The 21,925-nt window shown below is 71.5% G+C and carries 18 protein-coding genes; 13 read left to right on the top strand and 5 right to left on the bottom strand.

Annotated features, from left to right (window positions below):
* Nucleotides 1-19 precede the first annotated feature (19 nt).
* Nucleotides 20-3,946: a NocE gene (locus tag ACFWYS_RS21720; protein ID WP_384771263.1), complete on the top strand. Its 3,927-nt coding sequence runs from the start codon at nucleotides 20-22 to the stop codon at nucleotides 3,944-3,946.
* 71 nt (nucleotides 3,947-4,017) lie between these two features.
* Here the strand turns inward: ACFWYS_RS21720 and ACFWYS_RS21715 are convergent, their stop codons facing one another.
* Entirely contained in the window at nucleotides 4,018-6,135 is a 2,118-nt protein-coding gene (locus tag ACFWYS_RS21715) for a prolyl oligopeptidase family serine peptidase (RefSeq protein WP_384771260.1), read from the bottom strand.
* A 177-nt stretch (nucleotides 6,136-6,312) separates the two neighbouring features.
* Here ACFWYS_RS21715 and ACFWYS_RS21710 point away from each other — a divergent pair, with 177 nt between their 5' ends.
* The 8 genes from ACFWYS_RS21710 (at nucleotide 6,313) to ACFWYS_RS21675 (ending at nucleotide 14,210) form a co-directional block, all read left to right on the top strand.
* Nucleotides 6,313-6,507, top strand: a complete 195-nt coding sequence (locus ACFWYS_RS21710) for a hypothetical protein (protein ID WP_272124299.1) — start codon at nucleotides 6,313-6,315, stop codon at nucleotides 6,505-6,507.
* Nucleotides 6,508-6,552: 45 nt separating this feature from the next.
* Nucleotides 6,553-7,437 carry an N-acetyl-1-D-myo-inositol-2-amino-2-deoxy-alpha-D-glucopyranoside deacetylase gene (mshB, locus tag ACFWYS_RS21705; RefSeq protein WP_384771257.1) on the top strand — a complete coding sequence of 295 codons (885 nt, stop codon included), beginning with the start codon at nucleotides 6,553-6,555 and terminating at the stop codon, nucleotides 7,435-7,437.
* Nucleotides 7,434-7,835 carry a DUF6113 family protein gene (locus tag ACFWYS_RS21700; protein ID WP_384771254.1) on the top strand — a complete coding sequence of 134 codons (402 nt, stop codon included), beginning with the start codon at nucleotides 7,434-7,436 and terminating at the stop codon, nucleotides 7,833-7,835. Before mshB ends, ACFWYS_RS21700 begins: the two co-directional genes overlap by 4 nt.
* Nucleotides 7,836-8,104: 269 nt before the next feature.
* Nucleotides 8,105-10,561 carry a hypothetical protein gene (locus ACFWYS_RS21695; RefSeq protein ID WP_384771251.1) on the top strand — a complete coding sequence of 819 codons (2,457 nt, stop codon included), beginning with the start codon at nucleotides 8,105-8,107 and terminating at the stop codon, nucleotides 10,559-10,561.
* A 148-nt stretch (nucleotides 10,562-10,709) separates the two neighbouring features.
* Nucleotides 10,710-11,639, top strand: coding sequence for an ABC transporter ATP-binding protein (locus tag ACFWYS_RS21690; RefSeq protein ID WP_384771248.1), 930 nt, complete (start codon nucleotides 10,710-10,712; stop codon nucleotides 11,637-11,639).
* Complete coding sequence (locus tag ACFWYS_RS21685; protein WP_384771246.1) at nucleotides 11,636-12,376, top strand: ABC transporter permease; 741 nt, start codon at nucleotides 11,636-11,638, stop codon at nucleotides 12,374-12,376. Before ACFWYS_RS21690 ends, ACFWYS_RS21685 begins: the two co-directional genes overlap by 4 nt.
* A gap of 5 nt (nucleotides 12,377-12,381) precedes the next feature.
* Entirely contained in the window at nucleotides 12,382-13,599 is a 1,218-nt protein-coding gene (locus ACFWYS_RS21680; protein WP_384771665.1) for a sensor histidine kinase, read from the top strand.
* The gene (locus tag ACFWYS_RS21675; RefSeq protein ID WP_384771244.1) at nucleotides 13,596-14,210 is read left to right on the top strand and encodes a response regulator transcription factor; all 615 of its coding nucleotides are present in this window, start codon (nucleotides 13,596-13,598) and stop codon (nucleotides 14,208-14,210) included. The genes ACFWYS_RS21680 and ACFWYS_RS21675 overlap by 4 nt, the downstream gene beginning before the upstream one ends.
* A gap of 108 nt (nucleotides 14,211-14,318) precedes the next feature.
* Here the strand turns inward: ACFWYS_RS21675 and ACFWYS_RS21670 are convergent, their stop codons facing one another.
* On the bottom strand, nucleotides 14,319-15,170 hold the full coding sequence (locus ACFWYS_RS21670) for a tetratricopeptide repeat protein (RefSeq protein WP_384771241.1): 852 nt from the start codon (nucleotides 15,168-15,170) through the stop codon (nucleotides 14,319-14,321).
* A 39-nt stretch (nucleotides 15,171-15,209) separates the two neighbouring features.
* A complete protein-coding gene (locus tag ACFWYS_RS21665) occupies nucleotides 15,210-16,202 on the bottom strand; it encodes a GNAT family N-acetyltransferase (protein WP_384771238.1) in 993 nt (330 codons plus the stop codon).
* A 140-nt stretch (nucleotides 16,203-16,342) separates the two neighbouring features.
* Here ACFWYS_RS21665 and fdxA point away from each other — a divergent pair, with 140 nt between their 5' ends.
* Both fdxA and ACFWYS_RS21655 read left to right on the top strand, forming a co-directional pair.
* Nucleotides 16,343-16,663 (top strand): ferredoxin, encoded by a 321-nt coding sequence (gene fdxA, locus ACFWYS_RS21660; RefSeq protein ID WP_030961637.1) that lies wholly within the window; start codon nucleotides 16,343-16,345, stop codon nucleotides 16,661-16,663.
* Between the two features lie 120 nt (nucleotides 16,664-16,783).
* Nucleotides 16,784-17,881 carry a bifunctional succinyldiaminopimelate transaminase/glutamate-prephenate aminotransferase gene (locus ACFWYS_RS21655; RefSeq protein WP_384771235.1) on the top strand — a complete coding sequence of 366 codons (1,098 nt, stop codon included), beginning with the start codon at nucleotides 16,784-16,786 and terminating at the stop codon, nucleotides 17,879-17,881.
* Nucleotides 17,882-17,951: 70 nt separating this feature from the next.
* Here ACFWYS_RS21655 and ACFWYS_RS21650 read toward each other — a convergent pair whose 3' ends face one another.
* Nucleotides 17,952-18,425, bottom strand: coding sequence for an ATP-binding protein (locus ACFWYS_RS21650; protein WP_384771232.1), 474 nt, complete (start codon nucleotides 18,423-18,425; stop codon nucleotides 17,952-17,954).
* Nucleotides 18,426-18,759: 334 nt separating this feature from the next.
* Complete coding sequence (locus ACFWYS_RS21645; protein ID WP_384771229.1) at nucleotides 18,760-19,737, bottom strand: heavy metal transporter; 978 nt, start codon at nucleotides 19,735-19,737, stop codon at nucleotides 18,760-18,762.
* 96 nt (nucleotides 19,738-19,833) lie between these two features.
* Between ACFWYS_RS21645 and dapE the strand changes: the two genes are divergently transcribed.
* Both dapE and ACFWYS_RS21635 read left to right on the top strand, forming a co-directional pair.
* Nucleotides 19,834-20,913 carry a succinyl-diaminopimelate desuccinylase gene (gene dapE / locus ACFWYS_RS21640; RefSeq protein ID WP_384771226.1) on the top strand — a complete coding sequence of 360 codons (1,080 nt, stop codon included), beginning with the start codon at nucleotides 19,834-19,836 and terminating at the stop codon, nucleotides 20,911-20,913.
* A gap of 197 nt (nucleotides 20,914-21,110) precedes the next feature.
* Complete coding sequence (locus tag ACFWYS_RS21635) at nucleotides 21,111-21,869, top strand: TIGR00730 family Rossman fold protein (RefSeq protein WP_272124286.1); 759 nt, start codon at nucleotides 21,111-21,113, stop codon at nucleotides 21,867-21,869.
* The last annotated feature ends 56 nt before the right edge of the window (nucleotides 21,870-21,925 follow it).

Genomic DNA, 21,925 nt, shown 5'->3' with positions numbered 1-21,925 from the left:
ACCCCCACCCCCCCCCCCCGTGCGGGCCCGGGCCCGCCCCCGCCGGCGGCGCCAGGCGGGGTGGTGGCCACGGCCCGGGGGGGCCGCCCACCAGCAACCGGGCGCGATCCCCGCCAAGCAGCGGGAGGGCGTCCTCGGCAAGGACTACCGCTCCAGCAAGGACCGGGCGTTCACCACCATCGGTGACGGCACCGGATTCCATCTGCTGGTCGCGGACGAGAAGAACGGCTACGCCTGGAAGACCGCCGCCTCCCTCTCCGAGCCCGGCTTCGACACCGACACCTGGATCGGCAACGCCTGTCTCACCGAGTCCGGGAAGTACGCGGCGGTGGCCTACGCGCCGCGCGCCTTCACCAACAAGCCCGAGCTGATGACACGCGGCGCGTTCACCGCGCTCGTCGACCTCTCCAACGGCGAGGTGCGCAAGCTGCCCTTCACCGCGACGCTGGGCTACTTCTCGCCCGGCTGCGGCACCGGTGAGCAGGCGGTCTTCACCGCGCTGACGGACGACACGGCCACGAAGGACCGGACCCGGCTCATCACCGTCGACGCCCGCACCGGCGAGGTGCGCGCCCGGCAGACCGTGAACGGGCAGATCACCTCCGCGATCCCCACCAAGCGGGGCATCGTGGCGGCGGCCGGCAGCCACATCGTGCGCGTCGCCGGCTCCAAGGTGAGCGTGGTGGCGCAGACGAAGACCACCCCGTTCCAGCTCAAGGCCGACGCCGACGGCGGTGTCACCTTCATCGACCGCGAACCCGCGAACGGCAGGCTGCGTGCCACCGCCGGCGAGCGGGCCACCGTCAACCGCGTCACCGCCGCGCAGCTCGGCACCCCGAAGGCGAAGACCCGCCCCGCGGCCCTCGCGTCGGGCCGGCTGGCCGCGTTCGACCTCACCGCCACCCCGGCGGGCGAGGTGTACGTCACCGGCAAGGCGACGACCACCTCCCGGGCCGGGAGCCTCCTGCACAACCCCGGCGGACTCGCCAAGGACGCGCGCATCTCCAGCCGCGGACAGGCCGCCGTCACCGCGCGCTGGGCGGACGGCAAGACCTCCCGCATCACCCAGGCCGAGGCCGACTCCCCGCGTCTGCTGCGCACCGACATCAAAGCGCTGGACACCGGCCGGACCACGGTCGTCGACACCAGCGCCGGCGCCGCGACGCTCGGCACCCCGGCGCGGCTGAGCAAGGGCAACGACCTCACGCCCGCCATCACGTTCGGCGCCAAGCGGGGTGCGTCGCGGGCCGCCACCGTGGACGTGGACCGGGCCTGCTCCGTGCCGCGCAACGACCCGAAGAAGCAGGCCTTCCAGCCGACGCCGCGGCAGATCGAGTGGGCCGTCGACCAGGCCGTCGTGGGCAAGCTCAACAAGGGCGCCTCGCGCCTCGCGAACTGGAAGAACACCGGCATGGCCGCGTACGCGCCGCAGTCGCTGTTCCCCCTCAGGACGCTGAGCGGCGGCTCCGGTGAGGACTGGCACATCCCGGCGACGGTGATGCTCGGCATCACGGCGCAGGAGTCCAACATGTGGCAGGCCGCCCGGACCACGGTCCCCGGCGTCACCGGCAACCCGCTGATCGGCAACTTCTACGGCGTGCCCTACGCCGCGGACGGCGACCAGTCCGACCCGTTCTTCATCGAGTGGGGCGAGGCCGACTGCGGTTACGGCGTCACCCAGGTGACCGACGGCATGCGGATGAAGGGCAAGGAGAAGCCCGGCGAGACCGCTCTGTCGCCCACGCAGCAGGAAGCGGTGGCACTGGACTACGCGGCGAACATCGCCGCCGGTGTCAACATCCTGATCGAGAAGTGGAACCAGACCCGCGCCGACGGGATCGTCATCAACGACGGCAAGCCGAAGTACATCGAGAACTGGTTCGCCGCGCTCTGGACGTACAACACCGGCTACCACCCCAAGTCGAAGCCGGAGAACGGCAAGTGGGGCCTCGGCTGGACGAACAACCCCGCCAACCCGCTGTGGAAGGCGAACCGCACCCCGTTCCTGGAGACCGCAGACGGCGGGGACGCCTACTGGCACGCGGCGAACCCGCAGGACTGGCCGTACGAGGAGAAGGTGATCGGCTGGGCCGCCCGTCCGATCTCCGCGATGTTCAAGCCCGGTGACTTCCAGGCCGGATACAAGCAGGCCTGGTGGAACACCACCATGGACCGCACGCTGGCCAAGCCGCCGGTCGGCCTGTTCTGCGACGAGAGCAACGACTGCGACCGGAGCAAGATCACCGACACCGACAGCAACACCACCGGCAAGGGCGCCTGCAAGCTGCCCGGTGACCCGGACGAGCACAACCCGCTGTACCTGAAGTGCTGGTGGAACAAGGCGGCCAAGTGGAAGGACTGCAACACCCGCGCCCAGTGCGGCAATCCGATCCACCGGTTCGACGACACCTACCCCGAGCAGCCCGACGCGGACTCCTACCCGCCGCGCTGCAACACCGGTCTGCCGGCCGGCTCGATGATCGTCGACGACCTGCCCAACGGAACCATCCCGGCGGGCTCCTCCAACCGGTGTGCGGGCGTGTCCTCCCAGGGCAAGTTCGAGCTGACCTTCGGGCAGCCCAACGGCCGGGTGGACCTGCACCAGATCGGCGCGGGCAACGGCAACCACTTCTGGTTCACCCACACCCGCTCCAAGACCGGGGACGCCAACGGCATCCGGATGTACACCAAGGGCACCTGGACCCTGAACAGCACCAAGCGGGGCTGGATGCGGGTGTTCACGCACATGCCGGACCACGGTGCCCACACCCGGCAGGCCGCCTACCGCGTCGGCGGCACCGACTCCAAGAGCCCCGTCCGGGTGCACCCGCAGCGGGTCGGTGAGAACAAGTGGGTCGACCTCGGCGTCTTCAACTTCACCGGGACCCCGACCGTGTCGCTGGACACGGACACCGCCGACGGCCGCGGCGAGGAGGACATCGCCTGGGACTCCGTGGCCTTCCAGCCGCTGCCGGGCAAGCCGAAGAACTTCGTGGTCGCCATGGGTGACTCCTACTCCTCCGGCGAGGGTGCCACCGAGCCGGGCGGCAAGGACTACTACCGGGAGACCGACTTCCGGGACAAGGTCAACGAGAAGGCCCACGACGAGGGCAAGGTCGAGGTCAACACGACCTCGAAGTGCCACCGGTCCAAGATCGCCTGGTCCCGCCAGGCGACCCTGCCCGGCAACTCCAAGTCCGTCGGGGCGATGTCCGACGCCCGCGACAACAACATGGACTACCACTTCGTCGCCTGCTCCGGCGCCCGCACGTACAACGTGATGACCGGCGGCCAGGGCGAGGTCCCGCAGATCGACGCGGGCTACCTCGACCAGAACACCAGCCTGGTGACGATCAGCATCGGCGGCAACGACGCCCGTTTCGCCGACGTGATCAAGAAGTGCGTGGACATTCCGGTGCCCTCGCTCGTCAACTGCCAGGCGGCGTCGATTCCCAACATTGACCCGGACAACGGCAAGGAGACCAGCGGGGAGACCGCCCGTCTGGACGAGTGGGCGCCCAAGTGGCTGCACGACGCGGTCCGGCCGCGGATCGCGAACATGCTGCGGGCCATCCACACCAAGGCGCAGAACGCCAAGATCGTCCTCATGGGCTATCCGCGTCTGCTGGAGAAGGACGGCTCCTGCCTGCCGGCCCTGGACGGGGTCGAGGGCCAGTTCATCACCAAGGTCGCGAACGACCTCGCCGACGAGATGAAGGGCGCGGCGACCGACGCGGGCTCCTACACGGCCTTCTCCGACCCGCGCGACGAGTTCGCGGGCAAGGCGATCTGCGGTGATCCCGAGACGGTGCACGGCATCGTCATGACCGGCCGCTCCGAGGCGGACGCGGACGGGCCGGCGCCGTCGATGCAGTCGTTCCACCCCAAGCCCGCGGGTGCCCGACTGTACGCCGACGCCCTGGAACACACGCTCCAGGGCAACTGACGCACCACCCCCAGGGGGGCCGGGCCCAGCGGCCCGGCCCCCCCTGCAGGGCAACTGACCCGGCCGTGCCGTCAGTTCAGTCCCAGTGACCGCTTCAGGAAGTCCACCTGGAGCAGCAGCAGATTCTCCGCGACCTGCTCCTGCGGGGTCATATGGGTCACCCCGGACAGCGGCAGCACCTCGTGCGGCCGGCCGGCGGCGAGCAGGGCGGAGGACAGGCGCAGGGCGTGGGCGACCACCACGTTGTCGTCGGCCAGGCCGTGCACGATCATCAGCGGCCGGTGCGGCTCGGCGGGGGAGGAGAGCCCGTCGTCGGTGACGAGGGAACTCTTCGCGTACGACTCCGGCTGCTCGGCGGGGTCGCCCAGGTACCGCTCCGTGTAGTGCGTGTCGTACAGCCGCCAGTCGGCCACCGGTGCGCCCGCGATGCCCGCGCGGAAGACGTCCGGGCGGCGCAGCACCGCGAGCCCGGCCAGCCACCCCCCGTACGACCAGCCGCGGATGGCCACCCGGGAGAGATCCAGGGGGTGGGACTTCGCGAGGTCCTGGAGCGCGTCGATCTGGTCGTCGAGTGAGACGGTGAAGTCCCCGTGGACCGCCTTCTCCCAGGCGGGGGAGCGTCCCGGCGTACCGCGCCCGTCCGCGACGACCACCGCGAAGCCCTGGTCGGCGAACCACTGCGGGGTGAGGTGGGCGTTGTGCGCGGCGACCACCCGGGCGCCGTGCGGTCCCCCGTAGGGATCCAGCAAAACCGGGAGCGGGGTGTCACCGGCGTAGTCCCGAGGCATAACCACGGCGCACGGGATGCGGCGTGCGCCCCCCTCGGTGAGGGTCACGCGCGGGGTCAGACCGGGATCTTCGGCATGGGAACGGACGGACGCCATCAGCTTTCCGTCGCGCAGGACCTGGACCTCGGCCCCGGGCCGGTCGAGCGCGTAGGACACGAGCACCGTCACACCCCCGGCGCGGACCGCCGAGTGCACACCGGGCCGCTGCGACACACGCTCCACGCCGAGCTCGTTCACCCGGTACACATGCACTTCGCCGATCTCGGGCTCGGCCGCGGCCGCACCCGCCGACGCCGAGACCAGTACGTCGTCGTCGGAGACGTCCAGCACCGTGCGCACATGCAACTGCGGTCCGGTCAGCGGGCGTTCGCCCACCGCCAGCACCCGCGCCCCGCCCTCGTCCGCGATGCGCACCAGCTGCCCGGAGGGGCTCCAGCAGGGGACGCCGACGAACAGTTCCAGCCATTGTGGATCTTCGTCGGCGTGCACCATCCGCGTCGCCCCCGTCGCCGGGTCCACGGCCAGGAACAACTGGCTGCGCTGATCCCGCGCCTGGACGAGCAGCAGCGGCGCACCCGCCGCTGACCAGTGCACTCGCGCCAGATAGGGGTACCTGGCGCGGTCCCACGCGACCTCCGTACGGACCCCGTCCAGGCCGATCACGAACAGCCGCACCTCCGCGTTCCCGGTCCCCGCCGCCGGATACGCCACGCGCTGCGGTTCGGCCTCCGGACGCGCCGGATCGGAGATCCACCACCGGCGCACCGGCGTGTCGTCCGCGCGCGCCACGAGCAACCGGTCCGACTCAGGGCCCCACCAAAAGCCCCGATAGCGCCCCATCTCCTCGGCCGCGACGAACTCGGCCAATCCATAGGTGACCCCGTCCGACTCCGGCTCGGCGAGCGCACGGTCGCCCTCGCCCTCGGCGCCCACCACCCGCAGGGCGCCCTGCGCGACGTACGCGATGTGCCGCCCGTCGGGGGACGGACGCGGGTCGATCACTGGTCCCGGGACCGGGAGTTCACGTGCCGTCCCGGCCCGGAGCTCCGCCGTGAAGAGCCGCCCTGACAAGGCAAAAGACGCCAACTCGACGGCGCTGTCGGTGGCGTGGGCGACGATGCCGGCCCCGGCCTCACGGATGCGCTCGCGCCGGGCCCGCTCCTCGGGCGAGAGGTCCTCCGAGGTGCCGCCCAGCAGGGCGCGCGGGTCGGCCGCCACGCGCTCCTTGCCGTCCGCCGTGTCGAGCACCCAGAGCGAATTCGCCGGGTCCGTACCCGAGGACGAGCGCAGGAACACGACACGGCTGCCGTCGGGCGCCACCGTGAACGCGCGCGGCGCTCCGAGCGTGAACCGCTGAGTGCGGGCGTGCCGGCGTGGGAAGGAGACAGGCTCGGTCGTCATGCCCCGACCATATTGGCCAGTGCGCCCCCTTGTGCGGCTGTGCGCCGATCGATGCGCACGTACGGATAGTTATGATCACAACCGCATAGTGGGTATGAACCTGCTGGCTGATGCATGGATTTATCTGCCCCCATAGTCCGTTCCCCCCGCGCTTGGGATTCTTGGAGGTGAGCCGCCGTGGCACTCTCGATTTCGGCGGTTGTGCTACTGGCGATCATCGTCTTCCTGCTGATCAAGAAGTCAGGGCTGAAGGCGGCCCATGCGGTCGTCTGCATGCTGCTCGGGTTCTACCTGGCGTCCTCGACCGTCGCCCCCACCATCAGTGAGCTGACGACGAACATCGCGGGCATGATCGGCAGCATCAAGTTCTGAGCCGCGCCGCGCGGCGCTGTCAGCGGCGCCTCGTAGGGTGGTCCCATGACGGAACTGCCCGCCCGGCGTCTGCTGCTCGTACACGCGCATCCGGACGACGAGTCGATCAACAACGGCGCGACCATGGCCAAGTACGCGGCCGAGGGTGCCCGGGTGACCCTGGTCACCTGCACCCTCGGTGAGCACGGCGAGGTCATTCCCCCCGAGCTCCAGCACCTGACCGGCACCGACCTCGGCGAACACCGCCTGGCCGAGCTCACCGCCGCGATGCGCGAGCTCGGCGTCGAGGACTTCCGTCTCCTCGGCGCACCGGGCCGCTACGAGGACTCGGGGATGATGGGCCTCGCCGACAACGACGACCCGGCCAGTCTCTGGCGGGCGGACGTCGACGACGCGGCCCGGGCGCTCGTCGAGGTGATCCTGGAGGTACGCCCCCAGGTCCTCGTCACCTATGACCCCGACGGCGGATACGGCCACCCCGATCACATCCAGGCCCACCGCATCGCCACGCGCGCGGCCGAGCTGGCCGACGAGGCGGGCTGGCGGATCCCCAGGATCTACTGGAACCGCGTCCCGCGCACCGTCGCCGACGAGGCATTCGCCCGGCTTCAGGCCGATCTGCCCGGACTGCCCTTCGACAAGTCCGCCTCCGTCGACGACGTACCGGGCGTGGTGGACGACGAGCGCATCACCACCGTGATCGACGGCACCGCCCACGCCGCCGCCAAGGCCGCCGCGATGCGCGCCCACGCCACACAGATCGAGGTCGCTCCCGGCGAGCGATACTTCGCGCTCTCCAACGAACTCGCGCAACCCCTCTTCACCACCGAGTACTACGAGTTGGTGAGCGGAGAGCCGATCGCCGGGCAGCAGGAGTCCGATCTGTTCGCCGGTGTCGCCGCCGACGTCGTCGCCGGGGAGGCGTCATGAGCTCGATGCTCGCCCAGCCGCTGAAGCGGCCCTCCGGCCCGCGGGTCCTCGCCTGTATCGGGCTCTTCGTGCTCGGCGCCGTCGTCGGGGTGGCCGGGGCGCTGGTGCAGCCCGCGTGGTTCCCGGGCGGCCTGCTGCTCGCGCTCGCGGGCGAGGCCGGGCTCTGTCTCGGCGGCGCCAGGGCGACGGGCAGCCGGGCCGGGGCCGTCGCACCCGCCGGCGGCTGGATGATCGCCGTCATCCTGCTCACCGCCAGCCGCCCGGAGGGCGACTTCGTCTTCGGCACAGGGACCGCTTCCTATCTCTTCCTGCTCGGCGGCATGGCTGTGGCTGTGATCTGCGCCACCCTCGCCCCGGTGCGGCAACCGGACGGCGACGGCGTCCGACTTGGCAAGTGACGTACCACTTCTCCACGACGTACTCGTGCGAGTCCCGTGTGGGTTTCCCAGGCGGTCGTGGGATGCGGGCCAGACGTGGCCAGTATGGTGGTGCGCGCCGCCGAGCCGCCCACAGCTAATGAGGTCGAACACAGCAATGAGGTCGAATCGGGCGGTGGAGCCAACCGGGAGAACCTGCCTTGAGTCGTGAAACTGACACTCCGTCCTCCGGGCCCAACGGGCGCGGCGGAGCCGCATACCCCTCGGGCACGCCGCCGTACGGGACCCCCATGGCTTCCGACGGCAGTGCGGACGCGGGCCGTTCGGCCTCGCAGCCGGAGGAACGCAAGACCGAGACCACGCTGACGACCCGGATCCGGATCAACATCCCCGGATCGCGGCCCATTCCGCCGGTCGTCGTGCGCAAGCCCGTCGCCGAGGCCGAGTCCTCCGGCGGCAGCGCGGACACCGAGCCGCCGGCGCCGTCCGCTCCCACGTCCACCTCCATGGGCACCGTCGAGCCCCCGGCCGAGCCCGGGGCGCAGCCGGGGGAGAAGACGAGCGACTGGTTCGCGCCCCGCAAGTCCTCGGGGCCCAAGGGCGGTCAGGGCGGAGCGGCCACCAACGGGGCCGGACTGCCCGGCGGTTCGGGCCCGAGCGGCCCCGGCGGCCCGAGCGCGGGCGCCCCGCCCGCCGGTCCGGGTGCCGGTGCCGGTACGCCCGGCGGTGCGCGTCCCGGTGCGGGACGGCCCGGCGGTGTCGTCGGCTCGATGGGCGCGCCGGGCGGATCACGCCCCGGCGGCACGCAGGGTGCGGGACTCCCCGGCGGCGCGACCGGCGGCCCCGTGGCCCCCGGGCACGGCGGCGGCACCGGTTCCTTCGACGTGACCGAGGCACTGGCCGCGAGCGGCCTGGGCAACGGCAACGGCTCCCGCCCCGGCGGCGAGGCACGCCGCGACGACCTGCCGTACTTCTCGGAGAACGGCAACGGCGGCCCGAACGGCCAGGGCGGCTACGGCGCCCCGGGCTTCGACCCGTCCGCCGACTTCAACGGCCCGAACGACTTCAACGCCCCGAACGGCTTCGACGGCTCCGGTGACTTCGGTGGCCCGGGCGACTTCGGCGGCCAGGGCGGCCCGCAGGGCCCGGCGGGCCCGACGGCCGGTCCGGTCACCGGCGACGGCCCGTCGATGCCGCCGGCCGGGGGCGGCGGGCCGCGCGGTCCCGGAGGCCCGGGTGGCCCCGGTCGTCCCGGTGGGCCGAGCGGTCCGGGTGGACCGGGTGGTTCGGTCGGCTCCGGCATCTCCGCCGGTCCTGGTGGGCCGAGCGGCCCTGGTTCCGGCATCTCCGCGGGCCCGAGCAGCCGACCCGGCGGTCCGGGCAGCGGCCTGGGCGGTCCCGCAGGTCCCGGCGGTCCCGCGGGTCCCGGCGGCCCGGGTGGTCCTCCCGGACCCGCCGGCCTGGGCGGCTCCGGCATCTCCGCGGGCCCCGGCGGACCCGCGGGCCCGGCAGGCCCCGGCGGCTCCCCGCACGCCCCGGGCCGTGGCCCCGGCGGCGGCATGAGCGACGACACCGCCATCCTCACCCCGCAGAAACCGGCCCCCGAGCCCGGCACCCCGCACTACGGCGGCGTCGCCGACAACGTCTCCGGTCACACCGTCACCAGCGGCATCCCCGTCGTCCCGCCCGGCGCCCAGAACGGCCCCTTCGGCCCGGGCGCCACCGACGCACCGGTGCCGCACACACCCCCGAAGCTGCCCGAACCGGACACCTCGGACGCCCCGGCCGCCCGCGCGCCCAAGAAGAAGGGCCGCAACAAGCTGGCGCTGGTCGGCGGCGGAGTGATCGTCCTCGCCGGTGGCGTCTACGGCGCCGGCCTGCTGATGGCCCACTCCGACGTGCCCAAGGGCACCACCGTGCTCGGCGTCGACATCGGCGGCGGCACCCGGGACGAAGCGGTCAAGAAGCTCAACGACGCCTTCGACGAGCAGGTCGACAAGCCGCTGAAGCTGTCGGTGGACGGCAAGACCGTCAGCCTGGCGCCGGACAAGGCCGGGCTCCAGTTCGACATGCAGCAGACCGTCAGCAAGGCCGCGACCAGCGACTACAACCCGGTCTCCGTCATCGGCGCGCTCTTCGGCAACCAGCGCGTCGTCGACCCGGTCATGCCCACCGACGAGGAGAAGCTGCACGCCGCCCTGGAGGAGGCCTCCGGCGGCTCCGGCTCGGTGACCGAGGGCACGGTCTCCTTCAAGTCCGGCAAGGCGGTCGCCGTGTACGGCAAGGCCGGCAAGGGCATCGACGTCGCCGGGTCGACCACCGCGGTCGAGGAGGCGTACCGCACCCAGGTGGAGTCGGGGACGTCCACCCCGGTGAAGGTCGCGACGACCACCCGGCAGCCGACGGTGACGAACGCCGAGGTCGACCGGTTCATGAAGGAGTTCGCCCAGCCGGCGATGGCCAACAAGGTCACGGTGCAGACGGACGCCGCGCACAGCATCCCGTTCGGCGCCCTGTCCCTGCCGAAGATCCTCGGCGTCAAGGCCGTCGACGGCAAGCTCGTGGACACCTACGACCTCACGGCGCTCAAGGCGGCGTACGGCGCCACCTTCGACGGCGTGCAGATCAACGGCGCGAGCGGCAAGCGTGACGTCCTGCCCCAGGATGTCGCCTCCGCCCTGCGCAAGGCGCTGCGCGGCAAGTCGGCGGCGGAGCGCACCGTCACCATCGACACCAACCCGAGCTAGCGCAGGCCGCTCGGACGAGGGGGCACCCGGCACACGCCGGGTGCCCCCTCTCGTCGTAGGGGAGGACCCGGCGTATGACATCTGTCATCCGGCAGTCAGGACCGCCGACACTGCCGGGCACCGGGCCCCGGCGGCCACTCTGGAGCACATGACAACGACAGCCGTGAACACGGCGAGCGAGGCGGTCGGATTCGACCGGGTGAGCAAGAGCTACGGGAGCGTACGGGCCGTCGACGGGCTGACACTCGCGCTGAACCCGGGGGAGACCGTGGCCCTGCTGGGCCCGAACGGGGCCGGCAAGTCGACCACGCTCGACCTGCTGCTCGGCCTCAAGCAGCCCGACAGCGGCACGGTGCGGATCTTCGGCACCGGCCCGCGCGAGGCCATCGTCGCCGGGCGGGTGGGCGCCATGCTGCAGAGCGGCGGGCTGATGGACGAGGTCACCGTCGCCGAACTGGTGCGGCTCGCCTGCGATCTGCACCCGAGGCCGTACAAGGTCTCCGACGTACTGAGCCGCGCGGGCATCGCGCAGATCGCCGACCGCAAGGTCGACAAGCTCTCCGGCGGCCAGGCCCAGCGTGTCCGCTTCGCCCTCGCGACCGCCGGCGACAGCGACCTGATCGTCCTGGACGAGCCGACCACCGGCATGGACGTCACCACCCGCCAGGCCTTCTGGGCCACCATGCGCGAACAGGCCGACCAGGGGCGGACCGTGCTGTTCGCCACGCACTACCTGGAGGAGGCCGACGCCATAGCCGACCGAGTGCTCGTCCTGCACCGGGGCCGGCTGCTGGCCGACGGCACGGCGGCCGAGATCAAGGCGAAGGCGGGGGCGCGGCGCATCTCCTTCGAGCTGAAGGACACGGACATCGACGAGACCGTGCTGCGGGCACTGCCCTTCCTGACCCGTCTCGACGTGACGGGCGGCACCGTACGCATCCAGTCCTCCGACGCCGACGCCACCGTCCACGCCCTCTACGGCAGCGGCGTCTACCCCCGCAACCTCGAAGTCGCCGGGCTCGGCCTTGAGCAGGCGTTCGTGGCCATCACCGAGGCCGAGGAGGCCCGCACCCGATGAACAGCCTGATCAAGCTGGAGCTCACCCGCGCCCTGCGCAACCGCAAATTCCTGTTCTTCTCGGTGCTCTACCCGTCGCTGCTGTTCCTGCTCATAGCGGGCAGCGCCGACAGCACCACCAGGATCGACGGGACGGGCCTGACCCTCCCGACGTACATGATGGTCTCCATGGCCTCCTTCGGCGCCCTCACCGCAGTCCTGATGGGCAACAGCGAGCGCATCGCCAAGGAGCGCGAGGGCGGCTGGGTACGGCAGTTGCGGCTGACGACCCTGCCGGGGCGCGGCTACGTCCTCGCGAAGACGGCCGGGTCGGCCGTGGTCAGCCTGCCCTCGATCGTGATCGTCTTCGCCGTCGCCGCGATCGTGAAGGGCGTACGCCTGGACGCCTGGCAGTGGCTCGCCCTCACCGGCGCGATCTGGGCCGGCAGCCTGGTCTTCGCCGCGCTCGGCGTGGCCCTCGGCTACCTCGCGAGCGGGGACGCGGTCCGCCCGATCACGATGATCACCTACTTCGGGCTGTCCATCCTCGGCGGCCTGTGGATGCCGACCACGACCTTCCCGTCCTGGTTGCAGGAGATCGCCAAGTGGGTGCCCACCCACGCGTACGCTGCCGTGGGGCAGGCGATCGAACAGAGCCAGGCCCCGCATGCCAAGGACATCGCCGTCCTCGCCGTCTTCTTCGCCCTGTTCACCGGCGGCGCGGCCTGGCTGTACCGGAAGGACACGCTGAAGGCGTGAGCAAGATGTGGGAAGACCTGCGCTCGGACGGGCCATGGGCGGATCGGCAGATGCGTGTGGGACAGCCTCCTCGCAACCGCGCTGAGCTGCGCCGCAAGGTGCTGTGGATCGGCGTCTGGCTCGTGTTCCTCAGCTCGCCGGTCAAGGACCTGCTCTCCGGAAGTCACACCACCGCCGGCACCGTGGGCGGCTGGCTGGGCCTCGCGGCCTTCGTCGGGGTGTATCTGTCGCTGGTCTTCCGGAACATGGGCAAGCCGTTCACCGGACGGCTCGTCGTCGGCCTCATCCTGCTCCTCGGCGCGCTGGCCACCCTGCTGTGCCTCACCCTCGGCGGCCACTGGCTGGGCCTCTACTGCTACGTCTCCGTCGCCTGCGGGGCCACCCTCCCGCTGCGACTGGCATACGGCGCGATCCCGGCGACGACCGGCCTGATGCTGCTCGTCGGCAGCCGGGTCGACCGGGAGGAAGCGCAGAGCCTGGCACTCCTGGTGCTGCTCATCGGATTCGCCATGACCGGCGTCGGCCAACTGGTCCGTACGACGATCGAGTTGCGCCGGGCCAGGGCCACCGTCGCCCAGCTCGCCGCCAACGAGGAGCGTCTGCGTCTCGCCCGCGACCTGCATGACCTGCTCGGCCACTCCCTCTCGCTCATCACCCTGAAGAGCGAGCTCGCGGGCCGTATGCTCCCGGCCCACCCCGACAAGGCCGCCCAGCAGGTCGCCGACATCGAACAGGTCAGCCGCCAGGCCCTGGTCGACGTCCGCGAGGCCGTCACCGGCTACCGGCGCCCCCGCCTCGCCGCCGAACTGGCGGGCGTCCAGGTCGCCCTGACAGCGGCCGGAGTAACGGCCGAGCTGCCCGCCGAACCCGACCTCGACGGCGTCCCCGAGGAGAGCGAGTCCGCCCTCGCCTGGTCGTTGCGCGAGGCGGTCACCAACGTCGTACGGCACAGTGGCGCCCGGCGCTGCACGGTGGAACTCCTGCGCCGCCAGACCCTCGGCGGCCCCGTCCTCGAACTCTCCGTCGAGGACGACGGCTCCGGCGACCAGGGCCGCGGCCCCGGCAGCGGTCTGACGGGCCTGACGGAACGTCTGGCGAAGGCGGGCGGATCCATGGAGGCGGGCGGCACCAGGCACGGCTTCCGCCTGACCGCCCGCGTCCCGGCCGTGCCGACAGCCGCACCCTCGGCCGCGGCCTCGGCGGACGTAGGATTCCCGGCATGAGCACGACGATCAAGGTCCTCCTGGCCGAGGACCAGTCGATGGTCCGTGAGGCGCTGGCCGCCCTGCTCGGCCTGGAGGACGACATCGAGGTCGTCGCCCAGGCGGCCCGCGGCGACGAGGTCCTGGCGGCGGCCCGTGAGCACGACGTGGACGTGGCCCTCCTGGACATCGAGATGCCGGGCGCGACCGGCATCGAGGCGGCGGCCCTCCTGCACCGGGAACTCCCGGCCGTGAAGCTGGTCATCCTCACGACCTTCGGCCGCCCCGGCTACCTCCGCAGCGCGATGGAGGCGGGCGCCGACGCCTTCCTGGTCAAGGACGCCCCCGCGGCCCAACTGGCCGAGGCGGTCCGCAAGGTACTGGCGGGCGAGCGAGTCATCGACCCCACCCTGGCGGCAGCGGCCCTGGCAGACGGCGCCAACCCCTTGACCGACCGCGAACGAGAGGTCCTCCGAGCGGCGGAGGACGGCTCCACCAACGCCGAACTGGCAGCGGCCCTGCACCTGTCCCAGGGAACGGTCCGAAATTACCTCTCGACGGCAATCCAGAAACTGGCGGTACGAAACAGGGCGGAGGCGGCGAGAATCGCGAGGGAGAAGGGCTGGTTGTAATCGCCGGGTTGTACAGCGCCCCGAAAGGGGCGCGGGGAACTGCGCGACAAGCCACAACGCCCCCCGCAGTCGCCAGACAGCCGAACCACCCATGGCGAACCGGCGACCTCAGTTGAGCAACGCCCGAGCCGCCCGAGCCTCCCCCCGCACCCGCTCCGCCGCCCCTTCATCCACCGCACTGATCAACTCCGCGTACTCCTCCAACTCCACGGCCCCATCGACGAAGTCCCCCCGCTGAACAAGCAACTGCGCCCGCTCGAACCGCAACCGAGCCGGATGCGACGGCAGCAACAACGACAACTCCACCGCCCACAGAGCCACATCCGTCCGCTCGGGCCGGGTCGCGGCCCACGCCCGGATGTTGTTCAGAATCCGCAGCACCACATCCAGCGGATCGGCCGGCGCCAGCATCGACGGATGCAGCGGTGCCCCCGTGGCCCCGGCCACCAGCAACTCCGCATCGCCCCCGGTCAGCACCCGACCCCCGTCGTAAGGATCGGCGAGCACCTGCTCATCGGTCGGCCCGAACCCCACCACGAAATGCCCGGGGAGCGCGACACCGTACACAGGCGCCCCCGCCCGCCGGGCGACCTCCATCCACACCACCGACAGCAGAATCGGCAACCCACGCCGCCGCCGAAGCACCTCGTGCAGCAACGACGACTCCAGCCGCTGATAGTCCGCGGCGGAGCCGCGAAACCCGTACCGCTCCCCGAGCAGCTCCCGCAGCGCGACCGCCCAGGCCCGCGGCCCGCCGGGCCGGAACGGCAGTTGCCCCGCCAGCGCGTCCAGCTCGACCTGTGCCGCGTCCATGCGCGTCTCGTCCAGCGCTCCGTCCGCCTCGGCCCCGACCAGCAGACACAGCAGGGACAGATCGGGCCGCTCGGACCGTGCCTCTTCGGCGAACCGCCGCCGTAGCTCGGCGGAACGTTCGGGTGGTGGGGGGTACAGGGGGCGCATAGCTGGGTCGTGCCCTTTCACGGCGATCGGTACCGCTGCTCAAGCTGATCGATAGTGGTGGTAAGCGTGATGCGCGGCGAACCCCATCCCGGCGTACAGCCCCCGGGCCCCCGCGTTCTCCGTCTCGACCTGCAGCCACGCCGCCGACGCCCCCTCGTCGAGGGCCTGCCGGGCCAGCGCGGCCATCACCCGGGTGGCCAGCCCCTGCCGCCGTAGCGCGGGGTCGACCTCCACGGCGGCGAACCCGGCCCACCGGCCGTCCACGACACACCGCCCGATCGCGGCGGGCGCACCGCCGGCCGCACCGGGGACCGTCGCGAACCACACCGACGGCCCGCTCGCCAGCACCTTCAGGGCCACCTCGCTCACCCCCTTGCGCTGATACCGCCCAAGCCAAGCCTCGTCCGCCTCCCGGGACAGCACCACCCCGGCGCCCTCGTCCCGGTCCGCGACCGGCGCCAGCGCCCCGATCCACATCTCGGCGGACACCTCCCGCACCCACCCCAGCCGCTCCAGCTCCGCGCAGAGCAGCTCCTGCGTGCCCTCGGCCCCGGTCGCGGTCTGGACGTACGCGGGGAGCCCACGGTCGCCGTACCAGCGCCGTACGGCGTCGAGCGCGGCCGGCAGCGGCAGCCCGGGGTCGCCGAGCGGCAGCGCGCTGTTGGCCCGGCGGGTGAAGCCGGAGGCGGCCCGCAGCTCCCACTCGCCGAGCCGCTCGCTCTCCACCGGCCGCCACGCGCGCGTGGAGACCCGCGCGAGTTCCTCGTACGAGGCGGCGGGCCCCCGGCGCCGGGCCGGGGCGCCGGGCACCACCTTGCCCGCGACCAGCGACGCTTCCGGGATATGGACGGTCTCGCCGCTCTTCCGTGTGATCAGCAGCACACCCTCGTCCCATGATGCGAGAACACCCACCGTGTCGGTGAATTTCTCACCCGGAGCCGCAGGATCGTTCAGGCGGCGTACGGAGACTCGTTTACCCACGTCAGCAGCGGTGATACGGACCTCAAGGCGCCCCGTCGCAGAGATTTCCACAGGTCAGTTCACCCCTCCTGTTCGGATCATGCCCAAGAACGGAGATACTAGGGGCGGGCATCGACGACGCCGCGCTCCCGCGCGCCAGGCGGCGGAGCCTGTGGAGGCCCGCCAGCGCCCTATCGAGGAGGAACGACAGCGTGACCTACGTCATCGCGCAGCCTTGTGTCGACGTCAAGGACAAGGCGTGCATCGAGGAGTGCCCGGTCGACTGCATCTACGAGGGCTCCCGGTCCTTGTACATCCACCCGGACGAATGCGTCGACTGCGGAGCCTGTGAGCCGGTGTGCCCGGTCGAGGCGATCTTCTACGAGGACGACACTCCGGAGGAGTGGAAGGACTACTACAAGGCGAACGTCGAGTTCTTCGACGAGCTCGGCTCCCCCGGTGGCGCCAGCAAGCTGGGCCTGATCGAGCGGGACCACCCGTTCATCGCCGCGCTGCCGCCCCAGGCCGAGTAGTCCGCACCCGGCGACCCGCAGAGCGTGCCGCCTCGGTCCTGTACGGCCTGATCGCCTTGATCGCCGTACGGGACCGAGGCGTCGTCGTATCCGGCAGTACCAGAAAGTGAGCGAGATCCCGTGTCCGCAGTCTCCGACCGCCTTCCGACCTTCCCCTGGGACAAGCTGGAGCCGTACAAGAAGACGGCCGCCGCGCACCCGGACGGCATCGTCGACCTCTCCGTCGGCACACCGGTCGACCCGGTCCCCGAACTGATCCAGAAGGCGCTGATCGACGCGGCGGACTCCCCGGGCTATCCGACGGTCTGGGGCACCCCGGCGCTGCGCGACGCGATCACCGGCTGGGTCGAGCGCCGCCTGGGCGCCCGCGAGGTCACCCACCGCCACGTCCTGCCGATCGTCGGCTCCAAGGAACTGGTCGCCTGGCTCCCCACCCAGCTGGGCCTCGGCCCCGGCGACCGGGTCGCCTACCCGCGGCTGGCGTACCCCACCTACGAGGTGGGCGCGCGCCTGGCCCGCGCCGACTACGAGGCGTACGACGACCCCACGGAGCTGGACCCGGAGGGCCTGAAGCTCCTCTGGCTGAACTCGCCGTCGAACCCGACGGGCAAGGTGCTGTCGAAGGACGAGCTGACGAGGATCGTCGCCTGGGCCCGTGAGCACGGCGTCCTGCTCTTCTCCGACGAGTGCTACCTGGAACTGGGCTGGGAGGCGGACCCGGTCTCGGTGCTGCACCCGGATGTCAACGGCGGGTCCTACGAGGGCATCGTGGCCGTCCACTCGCTCTCCAAGCGGTCCAACCTCGCCGGCTACCGCGCGGCCTTCCTGGCGGGCGACCCGGCCGTCCTGGCGCCTCTCCTGGAGATCCGCAAGCACGGCGGCATGATGACGTCGGCGCCCACGCAGGCGGCCGTGGTGGCCGCGCTCGGCGACGACCTCCACGTCCAGGAGCAGCGCGCCCGCTACACGGCCCGCCGCACCCTGCTGCGCGAGGCGCTGCTCGGCCACGGCTTCCGCATCGAGCACAGCGAGGCCAGCCTCTACCTGTGGGCCACGCGCGAGGAGTCCTGCTGGGACACCGTCGCCCACCTCGCGGAGCGCGGCATCCTGGTGGCGCCGGGCGACTTCTACGGCGAGGCGGGCGAGCGGTTCGTCCGCGTGGCGCTGACGGCGACGGACGAGCGGGTGCGGGCGGCGGTCGAGCGGCTCGCCCTCTAGACGCACACGACGGCGGGGTCCAGGAAGCTTCCTGGACCCCGCCGTCGGTTCAACCCGAGCGATCAGCCGATCAGCCGATCGGCAGGGCCTGGACCGGCAGCGACCCGGTCTTCGGCGTGTTCTGGGCGGCCGCTCCGGTCGCGTCGCCGAGGACGGTGCCGACCGTGCCGGCCACGCCACCCGCGGTCTCCTGCGCCGCGGGCGTCGCCTTCTTCGCGACCTTGCTGCCGGTCTTGGCCGCGGTCGGCACCGCCTTCTTCGCGGCCTTGCCACCGGTCTTGGTCACGTTGCCACCGGCCTTCGTCGCGGTCGGCAGCGCCTTGTCGACCGCGGTGTCCACGGCGCCACCCGCGATGCCGGTGGCGTTCTGCGTCGCGCCGTCGACGACACTCGCGCTGTCCACGGCGGTCAGCCCGCCGACCTTCGAGGCGTCGGGCAGTTCGGGGGCCGCGCTGGCGGAGCCGGCCGCACCGACCCCGGCAGCCGCTCCGGCAGCGACGAGCAGCGCGGCACGGGCGATCCGGCGGGTCAGGGGGAGGGACATGATGCTCCTTCGACGGGTAAGTCGGATGAGAACGATGAAGTGTCCGACCACGCCCGGCAGTTGACCGACTGGCTGTTGATCTCCGGGCTCGGACGCAGTGACTACCGCTCGAAGCCCCCGAAGGTTGCGGCGCGCCAACGTAAAGAGTTGGCAATGCGTCGCATTATCGCCTGCGGATAAAAACGGTCAAAACGAGCCGCGCCGGAAACCCTGCCGAATCCTTACAGCCCTTTGCTCTCAAGGGTTTTGACGGATTCGTGGGCGGTCGCGCCAAATCCTGCCCACACGGTCCCCGGCCGACGCCTCGGGTAACCCGCGGAGGTGAGTCCCCGAACTAGTGAGTGGTGACGATACGGACCGCGTCCGGCCCGACGCTCTCGCCGCTCTCCGCCTCCGGCGCACCCGGCGCCGCGCTCGCCCGCCACCGGCTGTCGGTGTTCCCGGCGGTCCAGTCCCGTCCGGCGTACGACACCCGCTGGATGTGCAGATCGGACGCGTTGGCCACGGCCCAGTGGGCGAGCTGCCACCCGCGCTCGCGGGCGACGGAACCCCGCTCGCCCGCCACGGGCAGCACGACGGTGCGCCCGTCGCTCTCGATCACGGTGGGAGCGGGCGTGGGCGTGCGCTTCGCGGTGCCCACTTCGGCGGCGGCCGACTGCAGCGCGTCCTGCCCGAAGTCCCGTACGAGAGCGGCCCGTACCGAGTCCGTGCCGCCCGCCGAGCTGGTGCCGGGGAGCCCTTCGCAGGTCAGCGTCGCGGCGGAGCGTCCGGTGAGGGCGGCGGCGAGCAGTGTCGCGTCCGGCTCGTGCTTGGCGTACGCCTCCGGGAAGCCGCTGCGCTGGACGCGCTGGGCGGCGACGGTGAGCGGCAGCTCGGTGTAGCCGCGGACCTTGACCAGGTGCTCGTAGAAGATGCCGGACGCGTAGATCGGGTCCTGGATCTCCTTCTCCGTGCCCCAGCCCTGCGACGGCCGCTGCTGGAAGAGGCCCAGCGAGTCGCGGTCGCCATGGCCGATGTTGCGCAGTCCCGACTCCTGCAGTGCGGTGGCCAGTGCGATCGTCACGGCCCGCTCGGGCAGCTTGCGGCCGGTGCCCACGGCGGCGATCGTCGCCGCGTTCACCGCCTGCTCCGGCGTGAACTCGTACCGGGCGCCGTCGCCCTTGCCCGAGATGACCGCGCAGCCCGGTTTTCCCGGTCCTCCGGTGACGTACTGCACCGTGAGATACCCCGCGACGGCGAGCAGGACCAGGAAGGCCGCCCCGCGACGCAGGAGGCGGCCACGACGTTTCGGAGAGGGTGACGGCTCTGGCACGCCCTACAAGGTAGCTGAGGTTACTGAGGGGTATGGGCGCAGTTGAAAATCGGTGGGAAAAGTGAGGTGACCCTCCGGCGGGTTAGGGTCGACGCCATGGCTGACACCTCCCTTGACCTCACGCTGGACGCCGCGAAGCTCACCGCCCGGCTCGTGGACTTCCCCTCCGAGAGTGGTACGGAACAGCCCCTCGCGGACGCCATCGAGACAGCTCTGCGGGCCCTGCCGCACCTGACCGTCGAGCGGTACGGCAACAACGTCCTGGCGCGGACGAACCTGGGCCGGGCGGAGCGGGTGATCCTCGCCGGTCACATCGACACCGTGCCGATCGCGGACAACGTCCCGTCGCGGCTGGACGAGGACGGTGTCCTGTGGGGCTGCGGCACCTGCGACATGAAGTCGGGCGTCGCGGTCCAGCTCCGCATCGCGGAGACCGTCCCGGCCCCCAACCGCGACCTGACCTTCGTCTTCTACGACAACGAAGAGGTGGCCGCCGACCTCAACGGCCTCAAGCACATCGCCGAGCACCGCCCCGAGTGGCTGGAGGGCGACTTCGCGGTGCTGCTGGAGCCCTCGGACGGCGAGGTGGAGGGCGGCTGCCAGGGCACGCTCCGCGTCCTGCTCAGGACCAAGGGTGAGCGCGCCCACTCCGCGCGCGGCTGGATGGGCTCGAACGCGATCCACGCGGCGGCCCCGATCCTGGCCCGCCTGGCCTCGTACGAACCCCGCTACCCGGTGATCGACGGCCTGGAGTACCGGGAGGGCCTGAACGCGGTCGGTATCTCGGGCGGCGTGGCCGGCAATGTCATCCCGGACGAGTGCGTCGTCACCGTCAACTTCCGCTACGCACCCGACCGCACGGAGGAGGAGGCCGTCGCGCACGTCCGCGAGGTCTTCGCCGACTGCGGCGTCGAGGAGTTCGTGGTCGAGGACCACAGCGGCGGCGCGCTGCCCGGGCTCTCCCACCCGGCGGCAGCGGCGTTCATGAAGGCGGTCGGAGGCGTTGCACGCCCCAAGTACGGCTGGACGGACGTCTCCCGCTTCTCCTCCCTGGGTATCCCGGCGGTGAACTACGGTCCCGGCAATCCGCACTTGGCGCACAAGCGGGACGAAAGGGTGGAGACGGCGAAGGTGCTGGCGGGGGAGGAGCGGCTGCGGGCGTGGCTCACGCAGTAGTGCGCGGGTGACGGGCGCCGTTTGGAATGCACCTGGGGGTGCCACTTGGGAGGGGGCCGGGATGGAGTCCGGGATGGAGCTTGAGGGTGGCGCTTCATGGCGGTCATGCACATGTACCCCGTCCGTAACCCTGGTGGATCTACGCTGAGGTGGAACGACCTGCAAGACCCGCAGGCCCCGCAGTGGAGGGAGCGCACATGGCTACCGGTAACCCCGAGGGGAAGAAGCAGCCACCGTCGGAGCAGCGCCTGGGACCGGTCCTGCGCAGGCGGGGCCAGGTGACGGCGAGCACGACCGACCAGCGGTTGCTGGACGCGGGCGGCCCCTCGGACTGGGTCCACACGGACCCCTGGCGCGTCCTGCGTATCCAGTCGGAGTTCATCGAGGGCTTCGGTACACTCGCCGAACTCCCGGCGGCGATCAGCGTGTTCGGTTCGGCGCGCACACCGGCCGACTCTCCCGAGTACGACGCCGGAGTACGCCTCGGCCGAGGGCTGGTCGAGGCCGGGTTCGCGGTGATCACGGGCGGTGGGCCCGGCGCCATGGAGGCGGCGAACAAGGGCGCCTGCGAGGCGGGCGGCGTCTCGGTCGGCCTCGGTATCGAGCTGCCGTTCGAGCAGGGGCTCAACCCGTACGTCGACATCGGCCTCAACTTCCGGTACTTCTTCGTCCGCAAGATGATGTTCGTCAAGTACGCCCAGGGCTTCGTGGTCCTGCCCGGCGGCCTCGGCACCCTCGACGAACTCTTCGAGGCCCTCACCCTGGTCCAGACCCAGAAGGTCACCCGCTTCCCGATCGTCCTGTTCGGCAGCGAGTACTGGGGCGGCCTGATCGACTGGCTGAAGAACACACTGATCGCCCAGGGCAAGGCGGCGGAGACCGACCTCCTGCTGTTCCACGTCACGGACGACGTGGACGAGGCGGTGGCCCTGGTGTCGAAGGAGGCGGGCCGCTAGCGCCGGCTGAACCACTCAGCCCGTCCGGCGTTTGAGGACAATGCCCGTTCAGGGCC

Source organism: Streptomyces sp. NPDC059010 (genome assembly GCF_042740355.1).
In the GTDB taxonomy this organism is placed as follows: Bacteria; Actinomycetota; Actinomycetes; order Streptomycetales; family Streptomycetaceae; genus Streptomyces.
Note: the sequence above shows the minus strand (reverse complement) of the source record. Positions and strands in the feature narration are given on the sequence as shown.

Coding starts and splice junctions, on each gene's coding strand:
- ACFWYS_RS21650 (WP_384771232.1), bottom strand. CDS start 18,425: ATGTCCCTCCCCCTGACCCGCCGGATCGCCCGTGCCGCGCTGCTCGTC.
- ACFWYS_RS21695 (WP_384771251.1), top strand. CDS start 8,105: ATGGCTTCCGACGGCAGTGCGGACGCGGGCCGTTCGGCCTCGCAGCCG.
- dapE (WP_384771226.1), top strand. CDS start 19,834: ATGGCTGACACCTCCCTTGACCTCACGCTGGACGCCGCGAAGCTCACC.
- ACFWYS_RS21670 (WP_384771241.1), bottom strand. CDS start 15,170: ATGCGCCCCCTGTACCCCCCACCACCCGAACGTTCCGCCGAGCTACGG.
- ACFWYS_RS21690 (WP_384771248.1), top strand. CDS start 10,710: ATGACAACGACAGCCGTGAACACGGCGAGCGAGGCGGTCGGATTCGAC.
- ACFWYS_RS21715 (WP_384771260.1), bottom strand. CDS start 6,135: ATGACGACCGAGCCTGTCTCCTTCCCACGCCGGCACGCCCGCACTCAG.
- ACFWYS_RS21680 (WP_384771665.1), top strand. CDS start 12,382: ATGTGGGAAGACCTGCGCTCGGACGGGCCATGGGCGGATCGGCAGATG.
- mshB (WP_384771257.1), top strand. CDS start 6,553: ATGACGGAACTGCCCGCCCGGCGTCTGCTGCTCGTACACGCGCATCCG.
- ACFWYS_RS21675 (WP_384771244.1), top strand. CDS start 13,596: ATGAGCACGACGATCAAGGTCCTCCTGGCCGAGGACCAGTCGATGGTC.
- ACFWYS_RS21700 (WP_384771254.1), top strand. CDS start 7,434: ATGAGCTCGATGCTCGCCCAGCCGCTGAAGCGGCCCTCCGGCCCGCGG.
- ACFWYS_RS21685 (WP_384771246.1), top strand. CDS start 11,636: ATGAACAGCCTGATCAAGCTGGAGCTCACCCGCGCCCTGCGCAACCGC.
- ACFWYS_RS21635 (WP_272124286.1), top strand. CDS start 21,111: ATGGCTACCGGTAACCCCGAGGGGAAGAAGCAGCCACCGTCGGAGCAG.